This is a genomic window from Variovorax sp. PDC80 (assembly GCF_900115375.1).
Taxonomy (GTDB): Bacteria; Pseudomonadota; Gammaproteobacteria; order Burkholderiales; family Burkholderiaceae_C; genus Variovorax.
This window is the reverse complement of sequence record NZ_FOWG01000002.1, coordinates 247960-266098: the sequence shown is the minus strand read 5'-3', so window position 1 is coordinate 266098 and position 18139 is coordinate 247960. Positions and strand designations below refer to the sequence as shown.

The window sequence follows — 18139 nt, the reverse complement described above, 5'->3', positions numbered from 1 at the left end:
GATCGTCGTGGCGGCGATTCTGGCGAGCGCCCGCGTCGGCTGTCTGTCCATTTCCGGCAGCGGGCGGCGCTGCAGGAAATGGATAGCCGCGCCGAGGGGCGCTGCCCAGACTCCGGCTTGCGTACATTTTCCTGACGCTTTTTCCATCCAGCCTTGCCACCCACGTTCGGCGGACCACCGCCAGAGGAGTTCCTTCATGCCGTACAGACGCCAGCGCACGACCACCGCCGCCGTGCCCTCGGTCATCGCCCTCGCCGCCTTCGCCGCGGTGCTCGCCGTGTCGCCGCAGGTGCGCGCGCAGACCGTCAAGGTCGGCCTCGCGATGGACCTGTCGGGCCCCTTCGCCGTCGGCGGCGCCGAATCGAAGGCCGGCTTCGCGGTCGCGATCAAGCAGCTGGGCGGCAAGCTCGGCGGCGTGCCGGTCGAGTTCGTCGAGGCCGACACCGCGGGCAACCCCGAGACCGCGCGCCAGGTGGTCGAGCGCATGCTGATGCGCGACAAGATCGACCTGTTCACCGGGCCGGTCGGCTCGTCGGTGGCGCTGGCCGTGGCACCGCCGCTGTTCGCGGCCAAGGTGCCCTACCTGTCGAGCAACACCGGGCCGAGCGACCTCTCGGGCGCGCGCTGCAATCCCTACTTCTTCGGCGCCTCGTACCCCAACGATGCGTACCACGAGGCGGCCGGCAAGTTCGCGGGCGACAAGGGCTTCAAGAAGGTGGCGCTGATCGCCCCCAGCTACCCGGGCGGCAAGGACGCCATCACCGGCTTCAAGCGCACCTACAAGGGCGGCACGGGCGACGAGCTCTACACCAAGCTGGGCCAGCTCGACTACTCGGCCGAGCTCGCGCAGATCCGCGCCTCGAAGCCCGACGCGCTCTACTTCTTCCTGCCGGGCGCGATGGGCGTGGCCTTCATCAAGCAGTTCGTGGGCGCGGGCCTCTCGAAGGACGTGGCGCTGATCTCCACCGCCTTCTCGGCCGACGAGGACATGATCCCCGCGGTCGGCGAGCCGATGCTCGGGCTGTTCAACACCGCGCACTGGTCCTTCGACCTCGACAACCCGGCCAACCAGCGCTTCGTGGCCGCGTTCCGGCAGCAGAACAACGGCCGCAACCCCTCGTTCTACGCGGGCCAGGCCTACGACGTGCTGATGGCGATGGACGCGGCGGTGCGCGACGTCGGCGGCAAGGTGGCCGACAAGCCCGCGCTGCTGAAGGCGATCAAGGCCGCCAACTACAAGTCGGTGCGCGGCGACTTCCGCTATGGCGCCAACAACTTCCCGGTGCAGAACTACTACCTGCGCGTGATCGCCAAGGACGGCAGCGGCCGCATCGCCAACAAGGTGATCGGCACCGTGCTGACGAACTACCAGGACACGACCGCGGCGCAGTGCGCGATGAAGTCGTCCTGATCCCGTGCCTCAATGCCGCGCGGTCTCGCGCGGCAGGTGGCCGAAGCGCTCGCGGTAGCAGGCCGCGAAGCGGCTCAGGTGCGAGAAGCCGCAGTTGAGCGCCACCTCGGTCACGCTGGCGCCGTCGTGGCGCGCGAGCTGCGCATGCGCGGCGTCGAGCCGCATGTTGCGCAGCACCTCGCCGGGCGAGAGCTCGCGGTAGCGCCGGAACAGCAGCGCCAGCCCGCGCCGCGTGAGGCCGGCGGCGCGCGCCACGTCCTCGAGCGACAGCGGCGTGTCGAGCCGCTCCTGCATGAACTCCTCGGCGCGCCGCAGCTGGCGCAGGCTCGCGGCCTCCGAGCCGTGCCGCGCCTCGTCATGCCGCTCGCGCACCGAGTTCGGCCGATGGCACAGCAGGTAGAGCATCAGGTTGTCCTCGCAATGCGAGAGCCAGCGCGCGTCGTAGCCGGCATCGCCCGCCGCGGGCAGCAGCGAGGTGAGGCTGGCCACCATGCGGCGCCATTGCGTGCCCGCCGTGTCGTCGAGCCGGAACGGCATCTCGAAGTCGATCTCGCCCACCGCATCGGCGCCGCGCAGCGGGAAGGCATGGCGCGCCACCTCCTGCAGCCGGCTCAGCTCGATCTTGAGCATCAGCTGTTCGCAGTCGGCATGCCAGCGCAGCCGCACCGGCTTGTGGGCCGAGATCACCGCGCCCTGCCCCGGATGGATCTGCAGGCTGCCGCCCGCGTGATGGATGTCGGCGTGGCCGCGCAGCGGCATCTGCACCAGCACGAAGTTACCGAGCGCATCGGGCTCGATGTCCACGTCGCAGCCATAGCGCAGGATGCACAGCGAGAGTGCGCTCAGCTCGGCGCGGCAGAAGATGGCATCGACGTCGCCGCGATGCCAGACGCTGCGGTGCGGCTTCAGCTCGCAGGCGATGCGCGCATGGGTTTCGTCCGCCGCGCGGGAACGGAAGACCTCGCGCCCGTACAGCGGCGAGAGTTGCTGGCTCGACCATGCTTCCACGGACACTCCTGCGATTTCAAGGTGGGGAACCGAACGCTTGTTGCGTCTTGTGCGGCGGCGAATCTACGTGCAAACGCCGCGGGCCGCCATGGCGGTTGCCCTGAGGCGATGCACACGGAGGTATTCGCGCAGCAAGAAACCTGCCCGCGAGGCTGAAGCGCAAAGCAGCGGACGTTGCGATTGCTTGCATGTCGCACGGCCGTTCTGGCCGAGGGCGTGGCTATCATCCGCGCCCTTCGGGAGAGAAAAGACGCCCATGAGCGAACGAGAAAGAGGGAGGGTGGCGCATGCGCGCCTGCTGCTGCCGGGCCTGTGCTGCGCCCTGCTCGCGGCCTGCGGTCCGAGCGACCGCACTGCGACGGCGCCTTCGAACGCGGCTCCCCCGGCCCTGGCCCGCCCCACCCTCGACAGGCTGCAGGCCACCACCCGCGGCGCCTACGGCACGGCCTACTACCGGCTGGTCGCCGACAACCGCAGCGTGGCCGCGAAGTACCGCAGCTACCTGCGCATGAACGTGCCCGGCACGACGCCGAACGTAAGCGCCTTCCATGGCAGTCCCTCCGAGCTGCATCCCATCCTCTCGGACCTCGAGGCCGCGCGCATCGACGGCTCGGGCGACGCGGCACTCGACGCCGCCGTGGACGGTGTGCTGGCTGCGGGCGACAGGCTGGTCGACGTGTGGACGCCGCTCGACGCCTATTACGCGTCCAAGGGCTTCCTCGAGGACCACTGGGCCCGGGCCCGCGCTGCCGACGACGACATGCGCCGCGCCTTCATCGGCCTGCTCGAACGCATCGACACGCTCGGCACCGAGCTCGACCGCGTGCAGGATGCGTTGCATGCCCAGCGCTCACCCCGGCTCAAGGAGATCGTCGAATGAGGAAATCGACCGCCATCGCGGTGCTCGCCGCGCTGCTGCAGGCCACCGTGCCGGTGGCGGCCCAGGCTCCTGCCGACTCGGCCTCGCCGAGGCAACAGGAGCAGCAACCCTCGTATGACCTGCGGATCTTGACCGAGAAGCTGGCGTTCCGGGTGTACGTCAACGACCTGCTGATCCAGGCCTTCCCGACCCGGCGGATCGGCTCGATGAGCATGCCGCTCAACCCCGCGATCCTGCGCAGCGGCCCGCAGAAGCTCACGATCCGCCTGCTGCCCGCGGCCGGGCAGGACCGGCTGCCCGACACGGACGACCTCAAGGTGGAGCTGGTCGTGCGCAGCAAGACCGCGCCGCCGCGCCACACCATGCTCTATGAACTGCCCCCGCTGCGCGACGGCAGGCAGGCGCAGTTCACCGACCCGCGGGGCTTCAGCCAGACCGTGCAGTTCGAGGCCCAGGTGCCCTACAGGCTGGCCGGCTGGGAACGCAGCGTGCCGCTGCTCGATGCCGGCGATCCCAAGCTCGAGGCCGAGGTGGTCGAGGCCTACCGCCGGCTGATCGACGACATCGGGAACAGGAAGGGCGAGGCCTTCATGGGCGCGCTGGCCAAGGCCCAGCGGCTGCTCTACCCGACCATCTACCTGTCGGCCAGGGAGGCGCGGGAGCGGGATGCCGAATGGGTGAGCTTCATCGACAAGGGCACCGGAACCGTCGTGCCGCTCGAGCACCACGCGCTCGAGATCCGCGGCGACGGCAAGCTGGTGCGGCTCAGGCGCACCGATCCGGCCAGCGTCGACGAAGGCGTGGTGCGCATCGCGTACAAGCGGGGGCCGCAGCCCCGGACCATCGTCTACGACATCTACCTGCACCGGCCCGCGCCCGGCGCGAAGCTCGAGCCGATCTGGTACTTCATGACCGACTTCAACTGACGAGACGGCCCTGAAGGCCGGCCGCTGCCGATGCCGGATCGCCCACGGCAATCGGTAGCAATAAGTTGAGAACCAAGGTACTATTTCCTGGCTTCGCAGGCCTCTCGCGCCTACGCTCGCCACCCATGCACTCAGCCCACATCTCCGTCGACCTCCAGGATGGCTGGAATGGTTCGTTCTTCTGCAGGGAGACGGTGCGCGGCAGCTATTCGGGCGTGGCCCGGATCACCTGGCACGGCATCCCCAAGGGCGACCTCGTCGTGATGCGCCAACCTTCGCTGGAAGCGGCCGTCGAACGCGTGCGGCTGCGCGGCGGCCAGTTCATCAAGGCACGCACCCAGCCCTGAGCCCGCCCCTCTCGTTCGCGCGCGGCCTCGTCAACCGAGGCTCGAGCGCTTGCAGTTGAACACCGTGCCGCTGTCCGCCGCGCGCAGCATGGGCACCTTGCCCACGAAGCTCAGCGTGGCGCTGGTCAGCCGCCATTCGCCGGCCTTGAACAGCTTGAACAGCGTGGTGGTCTCCACCTCGGAGGTCGGGATCGAATTGAACACGTAGACCGGCTCGCCGGACGATTCGTCCATGCCGACCAGGTCCGCGCGCATCTTGCCCAGCGTCTCGGTCTCGCGCGTCTTCGACCGCACCACATCGAGATTGACCGTGCGCGAGAACTCGTCGATCGCGATCCTGCGCACCGTGTTGAACGGCGCATTGCCCGCGACCGGCCCCGGCGTGCAGACGATGGTGGCGGCCGATGCGGCCGTGCAGGAGGCCGCCAGTGCCAGCAGCAGGCAGGCCGGGCGGCTTCTTCGGGTGGTCATGGATCGTCCCTGGTCTGTGGTTCCGGAGGTGGACCACTGTAGCGTGCGGCCATACCCCCGATCTTCGTGCGCCCGCGTCGCTCGCGCCCCCTGCCGACTACAACGATCTTCGTAACTTCCATTCGACGACATCTTCTGACCCAATCGCTCTCCACCAATGCGCAAGCCATTGGCCGCGCGATGCCATCCCGCATCGGCGAGCACAAGCAGGATGCCCCGCGCATCCGCAGCACGAGGAGATTCAGCATGCAGGTTCATCGGATGTTCCGCCGATTCACGTTGACTCTGGCCGCCGCATTCGTGCTCGGCCTCGCCGCCTGTGGCGGGGGTGGCGGCGGCGGCGGTGGTGGGCTGCCGCTGCTTCCGCCGGTGGCCGGTGAACCGCCGCCCGCGCCGCCACCGTCCAGCACGAGCCGGGTGATCAATGCCACGCTGAAGTCGAACGCGAACGGCGACACCTATCCGATCCAGATCTACCTGCCCGCCGCCTACGATGGCGGGACATCGACCTATCCCGCGATGTACCTGACGGACGGCGATGCCAAATTCAATTTCGGCACGTCGCGCTTCCAGAACTTCGTCGACATCCTCGAGCAGCAGGGCAAGAAGGCCATCGTCGTCGGCATCGGCGGCACCGCGCACCGCAACACCGACTACCTGCCGCCCGGCTCCACGGCGTATCACGACTTCGTCACGCGCGAACTCGTGCCGTACGTCGAATCGAACTACCGCGCCAACCCGGCCAAGCGCATGCTCTCGGGCCTGTCGAACGGCGGCATCTTCGTCGCGAGCGCCTTCTTCATGGAGGGGGCGGGCCAATTCACCTTCCAGTACTTCTTCTCCTCCGAAGCGCCCTTCAACGGCCCGCTGGCCGCGCCGATGGATCAGCTCGAGAAGCAGATGTACGCCAACGCCGGCACCCGCGATGTTCCCGTGACGCTGCTGCTGGCCTATGCCCTCAACAACAGCGGCGGCCCCACGATCACCGCGATGCACGACACGATCGCCAGCCGCAACTACAAGGGCCTGAAGCTGAGCCTGAAGGGGTATGCGGGCGGGCACACGCAGATGGATATCCCTTCGCTCGGGGACATCGCGGCGCGGTTCATCGACTAGCTGCACGCGCTTCGGACCTCGCTCGCGTGCGCCCTTCCTCCTCCTCCCAACGGAGGAGGGATCGAACTCCATGGCAGGCACAGAATCGCGGCCAGCCAGAAGGAGTCATCGATGCTCGAGAACAAGACGCTCGTCACCGCCTGCCTTGCGCGGGTCAGCGCGGGGGCGTGGCCGGAGGTCGAGGGACATCACCTCGAGGTGCTGCAGACGGCGGGGTTGATTGCGGCGGTGGAGACGCCCTCGCTGCAGATACATGCGAGGCCGTCGCGGCGGTTTGCTTATCAGTTGACGCCGGCGGGGAAGGAGTTGCTTTGGCCGCGGAAGAGTCGGCCCGCGACGTGAATCGACCCGGTGGTTCCGGGAGCACCCGGACTTCATCCGCTTGTTGACCATCTGGATCCGGCGGACAAAGGTGGATCCGGCATGCTTATGGGTGTACATCTGGATTCAACCCAGCCATCGAAATCCCCATGAGCATGCACATCTGGAACACGCGAAAACTCAGAGACGATCTGGTCCATGACAGGCTCGATGAAACCGATGGCCTGAAGTACATGCTGGCGGCGGCGCTGCTCTATGTGATCCTGAACTATTCGGCGCTCTGGTTCGGTGGCTACCGAAACTGGACCTTGCTCTTCGAGGCCGCCCTCACCCTCGCCATCAGCTTCGTAGGCACGCACGAAGCATTTGTCGCGAACGGTGCGGCTTCCGGGCGCGACTTCGTTCGTCGCTATTGCGTCATTGCGGTTCCCATCGGATTCAAGGTCCTGGCCCTCAATCTTCTGGTGGCGACGCTCATGCACTTTGGACTGCCGCATGTGCTGACAAGCGACACGTTTCGGGATCCGGCTTTCGTTTATCGCCTGCTCGTGTTCGTCGCGTCGCTTGCCTACACCATCATCTACTTCATGCGGATTGCTCATCACATGCGCAAGGTGGCGATGGCTACATCGATTCGCGGCGGGGGCGATCGATCTGAATGATGAAAAAGAGCGAGTGCGCGTTGGCATCGAAAGCACTCGCCATGGCAGGGCTGCGGGACAGCGATCGGATGATGGAAGGGAAGCAGCGAAGGGCGCCAACCCCAAGCGGCCACCTCTTCAGTGAAGCCGCTGTGGTTGGCTACACACTTCAGGCGTCTGCATTTGCTGCGAACGAAGACATGGTAGGACGTACTGCATCCGCAAGAAGCCCGAGAACCCGCATGGCGCTTTTATTTTCCTCCACACTCAGGGCCTCAATACCATCCACCGAATTTGGAGACCCTCTTCGACTGAGGGGCCTTCCACTAGAAGACGCTGCCGCATGACGCGATGCTTTGCAGGTTCAGCGCGAATCGATGACCCGCACGAACCGAGCGAGAGTTGGAGAATGCAGAGCGCCTGCCCCCTCAGCGCTTTGGTGAGGTGCAACCTTTCACCAATCGTCGATCGCGTGGCTCGGTCTGCAGAGCAGCTTTCCGAACCGAAAATTAGATGCTCATCGTCTCGATATAGACGCGGCCATAGGCATAGATGCCGTTCCCGTTGGTCATTTCAACATAAACGCCATCGGTCACCACGGTATCGACGGGGATCGGAAGGTCATACATTTTCGGAGTAGTACTAGCGCCTCCTGTCATGGCGATGGTGGACCCGATCTGAATAGTCTTCGCGGCGTCGGCAAACACCTTGATGGTTCCATTGACCACCACCGCCTGCGAGTGTATTAACACACGCACAGCCCGAAGGAATGCTGGCTGCCCGTAGTGGGGCATCGAGAACGTCACGGGAGTGGTTCCATTCAGCAGCGCGCCACCTACCGAAGCACCTGTGAACGTCGCCCGGTTGAGAACCGCTTCAGCAGGCACCGCTGCATTGAAGCCCTGTCCGTTTGCCACACCGGTGATGCAGATGTTCGGACGGTCTTGGCAGTCCTGCCACACGGCGCCGGGGTACGACTGGTTTGTTCCTCCGGTCGCATCGAACACGAGATTCGCAGGGCTCGGTGAGATGGTGCAGTTCTTGAACTTCGTGTAGGTCGCGAACACCTGCGCGCCGAAAACCGACGTTGGTACCTGCTTGTAGTGGCGCATCTTGATCGTCGCTGCCCAGTTCCCGCCCTCGAACTCGATCGTTCCATTGGAGTTGCGATTCACGATCTGATAAACGGATGGATCGGGCGTGCCGCCAGCAAGGCCGCCACCCTTGAAAAGTACTTTCGCCGTGGTCGCGACATTCATGACGACGAGTTGCGTGGTGCCAATTGCGCCACCCTGCGGCCAGTGTTCGAACTTGCAGTTGTCGGCCACATACAGGGACTGAGGGCCGCCGTTGCCTGAGAGGTCCAGAAACTTGCCGGACATGACCACGTTGCAAGTGTCGAAATGCGTGTGCCCAAAGCCCGCGACCTTCAAAACGCTATCCACTGTGCCGATGAAACTGCATTTTGAAAAGTTGTTGATGATCCCTTGATTGTTCGTGGCCTCAAGGAAGATATTGAAATTGGTGAAGTAGCACTCGGATGCGTAATTGGTGTCACCGTTGAGGCTGCGGCTGCCGAAGTCAATTTGCTTGTTGAAGCCATGCACGCGGAGGCGCTTGAGGATCAAGTTCTGCCCGATGCCAGAGCCGGAAAGGTCGAGCCACGTCGTCGTCCAATCTCCTTTTTTGGCTAGGGCGCCGGCATGGTTGATACCCATGTCAGCAAACGTCAGGTAGGAGTACAGCGTTTGCGTGAACATCGCGCCCGTGTCCACCGTGCGGCGAAGTTCGGTCGCACCGAACCCTTGGCCGCGAATGACAAGCCCGCGAGCCTCTCCCAGAGCGATGGAGCCATTGCACAAGTACACGCCGCGCCCAAAAACCAACGCGCCCAGTCCTAGCCCAACGCCGGACCTCGTTGCCATCAGATAGGCAGCAGCAACAGACACGGCGGAAGAGCTGTCGACCTCGCCAGTGTTGTCAGCGCCAAACCAATCGACCATCACGTCACCGGTGAAAAGGCGCTTCCAGCGACGGTTACTAGCATCCAAGATGATCGTTCCGCCATTGTCTGCAGAGGTGGTGTCACTGATGTCGCGCTGGAAGGTGCCTGCGATGCCGGCACTCGTGATGCGCAGGCCGAGCGCGCGTCCCGTGTACGCACGCAGCTCGGCGTAGTTCTGAAGGGGCAGTGCGTTGTCAAAAATGCTCTGCGCCTCCTCGGCGTCATACCCATATGCAGCCAAGTTAGCTGGGGCAGCAAGGTCTTCACGCGTGACATAGGTAGCCATGAAACGGATCTCCTCGCAGTCGTTGAGCAAGGCACGATTGCCAGGTTGTCTCGTGACCGCATAAGCCAAAGACTACCGTTCACTGTTCAATTGCCGTGGTTAAACGTTGATGCTCGGCGGCGCTCCGGCCTCTCATCACGTCGGCGTTCGGAGCCCGTCGAGCTCGACTGCCGCAAGGTCGACCGGTACGGCCGCAGCGTGTGCCGCGTGCACGTCGCGCCCGCCTCCGCGCCGCGCGGCCCAGCCACGCTGGACGCCGGCTTAGCCATGATCACACTAGGTTTGGCTTGGTGGTATCGCGACTACGCGCGAGAGCAGACAGCGCAGGAGCGGGGCCAGTATGAGTTCGCTGAGCAGGAAGCTCGAGCCAAAGGCGTCGGTCTCTGGAGCGACAAGCAGGCGGTTGCACCATGGGAGTGGCGCCAGCTTCAGCACTCCGCGAAAGACCGCCTCGACCCATGAAGGCCGCGGATCTCGCAGGCGCGGCGTTGAACGCGTGGATCTCAAAGGCTTCGGGCGAGCCGGCCATCGACTACCTCGCCGACTGGCCCGGCTTCGATCGTTTGCTCGAGCGCGAAGCAATCCATGTCGCCCCGATGCCTGGCAAGAACCGGCAGTGGTGCGCGATCGTCATCAGCAAGCCTGGCGGTCGGCTGCCTGAAGGCCGCGGCCCCTGGCCGGAAGGCGCGACGCCGCGCGCCGCCGTTGGCCGCGCCATTGTTGCGGTGCGGTATGGTGCCGAGGTGCCCGATTGACCGGCGTTCCATGCGCTGGCACGCTCGGCGAAGATCACCCCTCGCTTAGCAATGCGGACCGCTCAACGAGAGCCCGATACCTGGGAACGCTGATTCGCACTGAGCCTGGGCTAATGCCTGTATCGGACCGAAAAGTCTTAAAACGGAGGATCGATGAAGAATTTTTTTATTGGCGTCGCTATGTCAGCGGTCGCTCTGGGCGCTGGAGCGCAATGGGCCCAAGAGCCAACGTCTGTCATGGGCGTCGAGCTCGGCGGTCGGAGGGAAGCCATTCCGCCTTGCCCGCGTGGTGCAGCCGCGTTCAAATCCAAAACGGTGTGCCTCGAGAGCATCGCGGGAAACCCCGCGGTCGGAATACTGTGGGGGTTGCCGCTGAACTTTACTCGTGACGGCGCCAACGTAAATTTCGTCGATGGCCGTGTGCAGCTCATCACTTTTGCCGTTAGCCGCGATCAGAACTATCAACGCCTCAAGGCAACCCTTGCCGAGCGATATGGCCCCGCCCATATGGTCGAGACTGCTCATGTGACTGCAAACAGCGGCGCGGTGCTGAGCTCGGAGGAAAGTACCTGGGGAGGCCCGAACGTGGTGATTGCGCTCTCCGAACGTTCGGGCAGCATCGACCGATCAGTCGTGATCTTTGGTTATCTTCCCTTGGGCGAGAAAAAGCGCCGAGACGACGCCAGAGACGCAAAGTCAAACGCCTCCAAGCTGTAGTCCTCAACGAGAGCCCGATACCTAGAGGGTGAGGCGGCGGCCACCAATGCGCTGCAAAGCGCGAACGACCACCACGGCGGCTACGCGCTTGCAAAGGGCGCGATGGAGTTGATCCGCCCGATAGCTGCGCAGTTGGCATCGGCACCTGTTGCCCAGATCGCCTAACGGCATCCGAGAGCCGCAAGCCCGCTCTCCGGCCGGCACGGTAGTCAAGCGGGGATCGCTCGCATGACCAGCAAGATTGCATTCACGTCTCAAATCACCGCTCGCGGCCTTGCGGCGAGGCCGGCATGCTGGCTCCTTTGAAAGGAAGTTCCCATGCCTACGCGCCCTGACCTCTTCTCCTTCGCCAGTGACCTCGTACAAGTGGACCATCAGAACCTTGAACACTTGCTCGGTGGCCCAGGCTGCATGACCGTGGACGATTTCGATCTCCTGCGCAGCTATGTGCTATTGCAAGACTCGAACGCCAAGCCCGTCTACCGCCTTGAGCCGTAGCACCCGAAACACGCTGGGGCGGATACTGCATCCTCGTTGGCGAAGTCTGCTCACCGGGCGACCGCAGGGGCCAACCATGTCTGATGAAAATTCGCGGCATGCGCTTCCGCCACAGTGATGACCGGGCTTCCGGATAGTCGAACCTGGCCAATTTCTCCCGCCCCTTCTGCGTGACCGCCAGCACCTGGGCAGCCAGACTGTCACCCGAAAGTGTGAGCGGATTGGACGGCGCAGGAATCATCGCCACTACGAGTCCCGCCGCCCTCAGGATCCGGACTTGATCGATGTCTTCGGTTCGGTAGAACGAGACAGGCAGGCGGGAAGTCGCGATCTGCCGTAGCAAGTTCATGGTCATTGAAGCCTCCTTTTTGGTTGACCAAAACTTCGACGGTGGTCAATCCAGGAGCGGCGGGGCAAACTTTCAAGACCCCAGGTGACCAACGCTCCCCACCGAGGGCCGTCCACAAAAAAAAGAGCCCGGCGCGCGGCCGGGCTGAGGTTTACAGCAAGGTGCCACGGCAAACGCCAGGGCGTCAGAAATGTAGGGCTCCCGCGCTTTACGCCATGTCGGACAAATTTGATTCCTGTTATTTGTGACTGCCAAGATCATGCCCGCACGCTGACGGGAAGGCGCCAGCGACGACGCGCGAGCCCGTGGCATCAGGTGTAGCCGGCCTCCCCTAGAGCGGGGCCGGCACGAAATCTAGGCTCGTCGCGCGGTTCTCGCGGCCGCATCCGTGTAGGTGCCTAGGCTGGCTGACCGCAATCGCCGCGCCCCAGCAGCAGGGACGAGCCTTGCCCCGTGAAAAACGCGCCGCACCCACAGATTCTGGTAGTTGCCTTTGATGAATGCAATTCTGAGAATCACTCATGACCGCAGGCTAGGCTGCACTTTTCTCAATCAACCGGAGTGAATCCTAATGGCGTCCTTCTACATAGAAATGGGTCAGGGCGTTATGGCTCAATCTTGGTTTGAAGATAAGACGGAGATGGCTCAACCTTCGCTTAAAGAAAAGTACGAGCGAAGCGAAGTTCGCGTGACAACGTCCCAATTGTATTCATGCGCATTCATAGGTGGATATAACGAAAACACCGGTTGGGCAGGCGCGTTTCACTATCCTGCGGAAGAACTAAGCTACCTCACTATCGCGGAGACCTTGAAGAGGCGATTCCCCCTTAGATTCAAGGGCCAAATGAAGGAATCCGAATGGAGCAAAAAAAACTGGGCAACGGCTAACAAGTATCTGGATTGCGGCATAAAGACGACAGACGGAATGTTGTCGTGGGCTCAAACTCTTCGGCCGACGGCATGCATATTATTAGAAGGCCCAGAGTCTAGCGTTCAGGATATGAACAAGCTCCAAACATTTCTTGAAGGACACGCACGAGTAAAGGTGATCCGTCGAAAGGCCCGAGGCCGCGACGTCGCAATGATGTCGACTCGTAGCAATACCCTACAGGTTGCAGATCAATTCGACTTCTCTGACCGCATCGACTTTCGCACGCGCATCGACGTTCAAAGGTTTTCGGCCGGCCAATTTTTCGCCATCGGGTCACGAGAAATGTTCATCGTGGATGGACACAACGTTGAGGCACTAGACCTCTCCTAGCACGGCTTCAAGTGAAAGGCGAAAGCGCACGAAGTTGGGTGGCCCCGCAGTGATTGCGACATAGAACAACCCGACATCGCCATTGTCGGGACCCTCGACCGCCTCACGGGCATCACGGCGAGTGATGAACACTCTTCTCAATCACGACAAAGTCCATTCCGAAGTACACGACCAGTACCTTTGTTTCGAGGGTCAGCGGCACAGGGTAGTTGTACTGCAGCGCCCACATTGGCGCGCAAAGTTGTCCGTCCGTGCACTTGTGTGTGCGGCTCAGAGCGCTTAATTGCGAAGTCTCTATTCGGTCACTCCAGCGCGGAGCTCCCATGAGTCCGTGCACTTCGGGCAAGGTCATCCCAACCCGCACCTCATCGAATGCAGAGCCTTGAGGAAGCAAACTGCTAAGACGTTGTAAGAGCGTGACCACGACCAGGATCACCAGCCCAACGAGCATCTTCCTGCGCAAGGGCATCCGGCTGAAGCGTTGAAAGTTTCGAGAGAGAAAAAACATGCCGTCAAGAATCTTGATGCCTTGAAATGACGACATCGTAGTCAAGCGGATCAGCGCGCGCGGCCACATGCGCGTGCAGGCGGCGATAAGAGCCGTGCGCCCCGACCAGATTCTGATCAGCTGCGCCGTGAACGTCTCGTTGGTGACGATCGCCTTGTCCAGCAGCACGTTGGCGAAGATGATCATGATGAGGGCCTTGATCTACAGCAGTCAGCCGATCAACGAAGACTCACCCGGTTGCCAGCGCAATAGCCGCCCGGCCAGGCGAAGCCCGATCAGTTTTCCGGCCACAGACGCAACCAGCAGCACGGCAGCCGTGAGGAAGACCGCGGCGCCACCGACCTGCCAGTTGGTGCGCAGGCCGGTGCTCAGAAAGAACACCGGCATGATCGCCAGCAGCACGTCGTGGCGTAGCCCGTCCACCTGCTGCTGGTCAACCCACTCCGCGTCCATCACTGCGCCGGCGATGAAAGCCCCCACCATGTAGTGCAGGCCCGACCAGTCAGCGCCGAGCCCGCAGGCTGCCGGTCAGATCAGTCCGGCGTGTGATCGCGCTCCGGGACGCGGACCATCAGCCAGCGGAACAGGATCGAAGCGACTTCGAAGACTGCCAGGAAGCCCGCCTGCCTACGGCCACGCCAAGCTGCACGACATGCGCCACAGCACCGCGAGCGAGATGCTCAACGGCGGCGCGCACCTCAACACCGTGGGCAGCGTGCTGGGTCACCTGTCGCCAGTGAGTACGCGCCGATACGCGCACCTGGTGGTCGGCACGCTGTCGGCCGCCGTGAAGCTGGTGGGCAAAAAGTCCCCCACAATGGCAAATAAAAAGGCCGCTTAAAAGCGGCCTTTGAGGGTGGTTTTCATTGGGAAAACGGGTGGTAGGACGTACTGGATTCGAACCAGTGACCAACGGATTAAAAGTCCGCTGCTCTACCAACTGAGCTAACGTCCCGAATTCGGTTTCCCTTGGAAGGGAGTTCCTCGTTCTTGTTCTTCCTGGTGCTTCGCCGCTGTGTCAAACGCGGCAAAGCCCGAGATTATAGCGTGGTATTTGCAGCCACCCGATCGAGGACCCACCCCGCCGCGCACTGGCCGAAGGTGGCGGTCACGCTGACCACCGATCCGTAGCCATGGCAGTTGAGCGAACCGTCGCCGCTCTCGATGGCGCACGAAGCATCGGGCGGGGCCACGCTCTCGCGGCTGAAGACACACGTGACGCCGATCTTGCGACCCTCGCGCGGCGCGCCGTGCGACTTGCGCAGGCGTTGCCGCAGCTGCGCGAGCAGCGGGTCGTGCGTGACCTGCGAGAGGTCGTCGATGTCTACCTTGTGGGCGAGCCGCTTGCCGCCCGCCGCGCCGACGGTGACGAAGTCGGTGCCCCGCGCGACGCCGCGGGCCCAGGCGGCCATCGCGAGCTTGGCCTTCACCTGGTCGCAAGCATCGATGACGGCATGCACGGGGCCGTTGGCGGCCTGCGCGGCTTCGAGTAGCGCGGGCCAGTTGTCGGGCTCGACGAACTCGTCGATCGGCAGCACGCGGCACTCGGCATTGATCTGCGCGATGCGCTCGCGCATGGCCTCGACCTTGGCCTGGCCCACGGTGCTGTCGAGCGCATGGATCTGGCGATTGATGTTCGACTCGGACACGTGGTCGAGATCGATCAACGTGAGCCGCCCCACCCCGCTACGCGCCAGCGCCTCGACGGCCCACGATCCGACGCCGCCGATGCCCACGACGAGCACGTGCGCGTTGCGGATGCGCGAGGCGCCGCTCACGCCGTACAGGCGCTCGAGGCCGCCGAAGCGGCGCGCGAAATCGGGCGCCAGCGCGTCGTCGCCAGACGCGACAAAACCGGCGGCTGCCTCGGGGGCAGTCGCCGGTTCGGTCGTGGAGACGGGCTCGTGAACGGCGCTCAAGCGGAGGGCTCTGCCGGCACTAGCGCAGTCGCGAGAGACGCTCGCGGCCTGCCTGCGCGGCTTCCGATTGCGGGTAGGCCTTGGTCAGGTCTTCCAGCGTGCGGCGCGCGGCGCGCGTGTCCTTGAGCTCGATCTGGCAGTTCGCGATCGACAGCACGGCCTCGGGGGCCTTGGCGTGGTCGGGCGCGAGCGAGAGCATCGACCGGAAGTTGGCGATGGCCTCGTTGTAGTTGCGCGTGGCGTACTGGGCATTGCCGAGCCAGAACAGGGCCGAAGCGTTGTAGCCGCTTTGCGGGTAGCGCTTGACGAACTCGGCGAAGGCGGTCTGGGCCTGGGCGAACTGCCCGGCGCGGAACACGCCGAGCGCGGCTTCGAAGTCGGCCTTCTCGCGCGGATCGGCATTGAACTCGCGGCCATCGACCGTGACCTTCGAGGGCTCGTTCTGCTTGAGCCGATCGTCGATGGTGGTCTGCTTGGACTGCAGGTCGCTCACGGCGCGCGTGAGCTGCTCGTTCTGGCCGGTCATGCGCGCCAGGTCGCCGCGCATCTGCTCGATCTGCGTCTGCAGGTCGAGCAGGCTGCGCCGCAACTGGCCGTTCTCGTCGCTCAGACGCTGATCGGTCTGCTGGCGCACGGCCTCCACGCGCTGGCGCAGGTCGAGGATGGCCTTGCGGGCCTCGTCATCCTCGAACAGCGCGGCCTGCGATCCGGCCGAGGCGCACAACAGGGCGGCCGCCAGGGCCGCGCCACGCCACAGAGCGCGTTGGGCGGGTCGCATCACCGGGTGTAGCGGATTTCGGCGCGACGGTTCTGCGCCCAGACTTCTTCACCCGCGCCGGTCACGGCGGGCTTTTCCTTGCCGAAGCTCACGGCTTCGATCTGGCTGTCGTTCACGCCCAGCAGCGTGAGCGCACGGCGCACGGCTTCCGAACGCTTCTGGCCCAGCGCGAGGTTGTACTCGCGGCCGCCGCGCTCGTCGGTGTGGCCTTCGATCGAGATGCGACGCTGTGCGTTGGCCTTGAGGAAACGGGCATGGCCGTCGATCAGCGACTGGAACTCGGGCTTGACCGTGTAGCTGTCGTAGTCGAAAAACACGATGCGCTCGACGCCCACCGGGCCTTGCGCGGTGCCGGCGTTGGGATCGATCGTGACGGGCGCCACGGAAGTGGTCGCGCCCTGGTTGCCGGCACCACCGGTGGTGCCGGTGCGGTCGGTCACGGGCGTTTCGTTGAGCTTGGTGCCCGACGAGCAGCCTGCGATCAGCGCCACGATGGCCAGCGAATAAATCGTACGTTTCAACATTTCGAACTCCTCAGATAAACCTAATCATTGCTTTTGAAACGGACCCCAGTCCGGTTCCCTGATGTCTCCTGCCTGACCCGCCAGCCGTGCCTTTATTTTTCCGTCCAGCGTGGTCGTCATGAGGGCTTCGCGACCTTGCAGTTGCGTGGCGTAGACGATCAGCTTGCTATTGGGGGCAAAACTCGGACTCTCGTCCGCCGAGGTGTCGGTGATGGCGGTGACATTGCCGCTGGCCAACTCCATCACATGGAGTTTGAAGGCCCCTCCCACACGGGAGATGTAGGCCAACCACCGGCCGTCGGCGCTGACGGAAGGAGAAATGTTGTAGGTACCGCTGAAGGTGACCCGGGTCGGGTTGCCGCCGTTGGCACCCATCTTGTATATCTGCGGCGCGCCGCCGCGGTCGCTCACGAAGTAGATGGTGCTGCCGTCGGCCGAGTAGACCGGTTCGGTGTCGATGCTCGCGCTCTGGGTCAGCCGGCGCGGCTCGCCGCCGCTGGCCGGGATGGTGTAGAGCTGCGAGCCGCCGTCGCGGCTCAGGGTGACGGCGAGCGTGCTGCCGTCGGGCGCCCAGGCCGGCGCGCTGTTGGAGCCGCGGAAGTTGGCGACCAGCCGGCGCTGGCCGCTGGCCACGTTGTGCACGTAGACGACGGGCTTGCGCGACTCGAAGGACACGTAGGCCAGCTGCTGGCCGTTGGACGACCAGACCGGCGAGATGATCGGCTCGGGGCTGGCCAGCGCGGCCTGCGCGTTCTCGCCGTCGGCATCGGCCACCCACAGCGAGTAGCGACTGCCGCCCTTGGTCACGTAGGCGATACGGGTCGAGAAGATGCCCTTGTCGCCCGTGAGCTTCTCGTAGACGTAATCGGCGATGCGGTGCGAGGCGAGCCGCAGGTCGCCCTGGGGAACGATGTAGCTCTGGCCGCCGAGATCGCCGCCGTTCGGTCCGCGCACCACGTCCCAGAGACGGAAGCGCACGTCGTAGCGGCCGTCGGCCAGGCGCGTGACGCTGCCGACCACGAGCGAGTCGGCGGTGCGCTGGCGCCAGACGGAGAAATCAGGACGCGAGCCCTCGTCGAGCGCCTGGCCCGAGGCATCGACGCCGCGGAACTGGCCGCTGCGCTCGAGGTCGGCCTGGACGATCTCGGAGATCTTCTGCGGCGAGGAATCCTGGCCGCGGAACGGCACGAGCGCAATGGGCAACTGGGTCAGCCCCACGCCCGACACCTCGACCTTGAACTGGGCGAGTGCGGGCAAAACGGGGGAGGCAGCCAGGGCCGCAATGACCGTGCGGCGACCCAAAAGCGATGAAGAAGGAGTTGGAGAGAGGGCTTGCAACGGCTTGTTCATGCGGTTTCGGAGAGATCTCGGGTTGAAAAAGTTTCTCCCCTTGTAACGGGGCCACATGGTACACATTG

General features: G+C 64.1%; 21 protein-coding genes and 1 tRNA gene. 12 read left to right on the top strand and 10 right to left on the bottom strand.

Annotated features, from left to right (window positions below):
• The first annotated feature begins 196 nt into the window (after positions 1-196).
• Entirely contained in the window at positions 197-1411 is a 1215-nt protein-coding gene (locus BM109_RS06885; RefSeq protein WP_256222403.1) for an ABC transporter substrate-binding protein, read from the top strand.
• Positions 1412-1420: 9 nt separating this feature from the next.
• Here BM109_RS06885 and BM109_RS06880 read toward each other — a convergent pair whose 3' ends face one another.
• The gene (locus BM109_RS06880; RefSeq protein ID WP_093341626.1) at positions 1421-2419 is read right to left on the bottom strand and encodes an AraC family transcriptional regulator; all 999 of its coding nucleotides are present in this window, start codon (positions 2417-2419) and stop codon (positions 1421-1423) included.
• Positions 2420-2675: 256 nt separating this feature from the next.
• Here BM109_RS06880 and BM109_RS41170 point away from each other — a divergent pair, with 256 nt between their 5' ends.
• From BM109_RS41170 to BM109_RS06865, 3 genes are all read left to right on the top strand, one after another.
• The gene (locus BM109_RS41170; protein WP_177239270.1) at positions 2676-3299 is read left to right on the top strand and encodes a YiiG family protein; all 624 of its coding nucleotides are present in this window, start codon (positions 2676-2678) and stop codon (positions 3297-3299) included.
• The gene (locus BM109_RS06870) at positions 3296-4225 is read left to right on the top strand and encodes a hypothetical protein (RefSeq protein ID WP_093341624.1); all 930 of its coding nucleotides are present in this window, start codon (positions 3296-3298) and stop codon (positions 4223-4225) included. The genes BM109_RS41170 and BM109_RS06870 overlap by 4 nt, the downstream gene beginning before the upstream one ends.
• A gap of 125 nt (positions 4226-4350) precedes the next feature.
• Entirely contained in the window at positions 4351-4572 is a 222-nt protein-coding gene (locus tag BM109_RS06865) for a hypothetical protein (protein WP_093341623.1), read from the top strand.
• Between the two features lie 30 nt (positions 4573-4602).
• Here the strand turns inward: BM109_RS06865 and BM109_RS06860 are convergent, their stop codons facing one another.
• Positions 4603-5043, bottom strand: a complete 441-nt coding sequence (locus BM109_RS06860) for a hypothetical protein (protein ID WP_093341621.1) — start codon at positions 5041-5043, stop codon at positions 4603-4605.
• A gap of 66 nt (positions 5044-5109) precedes the next feature.
• On the opposite strand from BM109_RS06860, the gene BM109_RS41165 reads away from it, so the two are divergent.
• The 3 genes from BM109_RS41165 (at position 5110) to BM109_RS06845 (ending at position 7142) form a co-directional block, all read left to right on the top strand.
• A complete protein-coding gene (locus BM109_RS41165) occupies positions 5110-6159 on the top strand; it encodes an alpha/beta hydrolase (protein ID WP_177239269.1) in 1050 nt (349 codons plus the stop codon).
• A gap of 111 nt (positions 6160-6270) precedes the next feature.
• Positions 6271-6501 (top strand): hypothetical protein, encoded by a 231-nt coding sequence (locus BM109_RS06850; RefSeq protein WP_093341618.1) that lies wholly within the window; start codon positions 6271-6273, stop codon positions 6499-6501.
• Between the two features lie 128 nt (positions 6502-6629).
• Positions 6630-7142, top strand: coding sequence for a hypothetical protein (locus tag BM109_RS06845; protein ID WP_093341616.1), 513 nt, complete (start codon positions 6630-6632; stop codon positions 7140-7142).
• 488 nt (positions 7143-7630) lie between these two features.
• On the opposite strand, the gene BM109_RS06840 is transcribed toward BM109_RS06845, so the two are convergent.
• Positions 7631-9442 (bottom strand): hypothetical protein, encoded by a 1812-nt coding sequence (locus tag BM109_RS06840; RefSeq protein ID WP_093341615.1) that lies wholly within the window; start codon positions 9440-9442, stop codon positions 7631-7633.
• 15 nt (positions 9443-9457) lie between these two features.
• On the opposite strand from BM109_RS06840, the gene BM109_RS41585 reads away from it, so the two are divergent.
• From BM109_RS41585 to BM109_RS40675, 4 genes are all read left to right on the top strand, one after another.
• Positions 9458-9874, top strand: coding sequence for a thermonuclease family protein (locus BM109_RS41585; protein WP_371268783.1), 417 nt, complete (start codon positions 9458-9460; stop codon positions 9872-9874).
• Positions 9871-10167, top strand: coding sequence for a hypothetical protein (locus tag BM109_RS06830; protein WP_093341611.1), 297 nt, complete (start codon positions 9871-9873; stop codon positions 10165-10167). The genes BM109_RS41585 and BM109_RS06830 overlap by 4 nt, the downstream gene beginning before the upstream one ends.
• Before the next feature lie 153 nt (positions 10168-10320).
• The gene (locus BM109_RS40680) at positions 10321-10884 is read left to right on the top strand and encodes a hypothetical protein (protein WP_143129100.1); all 564 of its coding nucleotides are present in this window, start codon (positions 10321-10323) and stop codon (positions 10882-10884) included.
• A gap of 1418 nt (positions 10885-12302) precedes the next feature.
• On the top strand, positions 12303-12992 hold the full coding sequence (locus BM109_RS40675) for a hypothetical protein (protein ID WP_143129098.1): 690 nt from the start codon (positions 12303-12305) through the stop codon (positions 12990-12992).
• Positions 12993-13104: 112 nt separating this feature from the next.
• Here the strand turns inward: BM109_RS40675 and BM109_RS41790 are convergent, their stop codons facing one another.
• Together BM109_RS41790 and BM109_RS41785 are read right to left on the bottom strand one after the other, a co-directional pair.
• The gene (locus tag BM109_RS41790; protein ID WP_371268782.1) at positions 13105-13686 is read right to left on the bottom strand and encodes a hypothetical protein; all 582 of its coding nucleotides are present in this window, start codon (positions 13684-13686) and stop codon (positions 13105-13107) included.
• A 24-nt stretch (positions 13687-13710) separates the two neighbouring features.
• Positions 13711-13983: a cation:proton antiporter domain-containing protein gene (locus BM109_RS41785; RefSeq protein WP_371268781.1), complete on the bottom strand. Its 273-nt coding sequence runs from the start codon at positions 13981-13983 to the stop codon at positions 13711-13713.
• 169 nt (positions 13984-14152) lie between these two features.
• Between BM109_RS41785 and BM109_RS06810 the strand changes: the two genes are divergently transcribed.
• Complete coding sequence (locus BM109_RS06810) at positions 14153-14341, top strand: tyrosine-type recombinase/integrase (RefSeq protein ID WP_093341607.1); 189 nt, start codon at positions 14153-14155, stop codon at positions 14339-14341.
• Between the two features lie 38 nt (positions 14342-14379).
• Here BM109_RS06810 and BM109_RS06805 read toward each other — a convergent pair.
• The 5 genes from BM109_RS06805 to tolB all read right to left on the bottom strand — a co-directional run bounded on the left by BM109_RS06805 (position 14380) and on the right by tolB (position 18071).
• A tRNA-Lys gene (locus BM109_RS06805) sits at positions 14380-14455 on the bottom strand.
• Positions 14456-14540: 85 nt separating this feature from the next.
• Positions 14541-15419 (bottom strand): tRNA threonylcarbamoyladenosine dehydratase, encoded by an 879-nt coding sequence (locus BM109_RS06800; protein ID WP_093341605.1) that lies wholly within the window; start codon positions 15417-15419, stop codon positions 14541-14543.
• 19 nt (positions 15420-15438) lie between these two features.
• Complete coding sequence (ybgF, locus tag BM109_RS06795; RefSeq protein ID WP_093341603.1) at positions 15439-16197, bottom strand: tol-pal system protein YbgF; 759 nt, start codon at positions 16195-16197, stop codon at positions 15439-15441.
• Positions 16197-16721, bottom strand: coding sequence for a peptidoglycan-associated lipoprotein Pal (pal, locus tag BM109_RS06790; protein WP_093341601.1), 525 nt, complete (start codon positions 16719-16721; stop codon positions 16197-16199). Before pal ends, ybgF begins: the two co-directional genes overlap by 1 nt.
• A 24-nt stretch (positions 16722-16745) precedes the next feature.
• Positions 16746-18071, bottom strand: a complete 1326-nt coding sequence (gene tolB, locus BM109_RS06785; RefSeq protein ID WP_172705446.1) for a Tol-Pal system beta propeller repeat protein TolB — start codon at positions 18069-18071, stop codon at positions 16746-16748.
• Positions 18072-18139: the final 68 nt, after the last annotated feature.

Bases quoted from the DNA above. Each gene is read 5' to 3' on its own strand.
- BM109_RS06885 (WP_256222403.1), top strand. From the start codon at position 197: ATGCCGTACAGACGCCAGCGCACGACCACCGCCGCCGTGCCCTCGGTC.
- BM109_RS41170 (WP_177239270.1), top strand. From the start codon at position 2,676: ATGAGCGAACGAGAAAGAGGGAGGGTGGCGCATGCGCGCCTGCTGCTG.
- BM109_RS06870 (WP_093341624.1), top strand. From the start codon at position 3,296: ATGAGGAAATCGACCGCCATCGCGGTGCTCGCCGCGCTGCTGCAGGCC.
- BM109_RS06865 (WP_093341623.1), top strand. From the start codon at position 4,351: ATGCACTCAGCCCACATCTCCGTCGACCTCCAGGATGGCTGGAATGGT.
- BM109_RS06860 (WP_093341621.1), bottom strand. From the start codon at position 5,043: ATGACCACCCGAAGAAGCCGCCCGGCCTGCCTGCTGCTGGCACTGGCG.
- BM109_RS06850 (WP_093341618.1), top strand. From the start codon at position 6,271: ATGCTCGAGAACAAGACGCTCGTCACCGCCTGCCTTGCGCGGGTCAGC.
- BM109_RS06845 (WP_093341616.1), top strand. From the start codon at position 6,630: ATGAGCATGCACATCTGGAACACGCGAAAACTCAGAGACGATCTGGTC.
- BM109_RS06830 (WP_093341611.1), top strand. From the start codon at position 9,871: ATGAAGGCCGCGGATCTCGCAGGCGCGGCGTTGAACGCGTGGATCTCA.
- BM109_RS40680 (WP_143129100.1), top strand. From the start codon at position 10,321: ATGAAGAATTTTTTTATTGGCGTCGCTATGTCAGCGGTCGCTCTGGGC.
- BM109_RS40675 (WP_143129098.1), top strand. From the start codon at position 12,303: ATGGCGTCCTTCTACATAGAAATGGGTCAGGGCGTTATGGCTCAATCT.
- BM109_RS41790 (WP_371268782.1), bottom strand. From the start codon at position 13,686: ATGATCATCTTCGCCAACGTGCTGCTGGACAAGGCGATCGTCACCAAC.
- BM109_RS41785 (WP_371268781.1), bottom strand. From the start codon at position 13,983: ATGGTGGGGGCTTTCATCGCCGGCGCAGTGATGGACGCGGAGTGGGTT.
- BM109_RS06810 (WP_093341607.1), top strand. From the start codon at position 14,153: ATGCGCCACAGCACCGCGAGCGAGATGCTCAACGGCGGCGCGCACCTC.
- ybgF (WP_093341603.1), bottom strand. From the start codon at position 16,197: ATGCGACCCGCCCAACGCGCTCTGTGGCGTGGCGCGGCCCTGGCGGCC.
- pal (WP_093341601.1), bottom strand. From the start codon at position 16,721: ATGTTGAAACGTACGATTTATTCGCTGGCCATCGTGGCGCTGATCGCA.
- tolB (WP_172705446.1), bottom strand. From the start codon at position 18,071: ATGAACAAGCCGTTGCAAGCCCTCTCTCCAACTCCTTCTTCATCGCTT.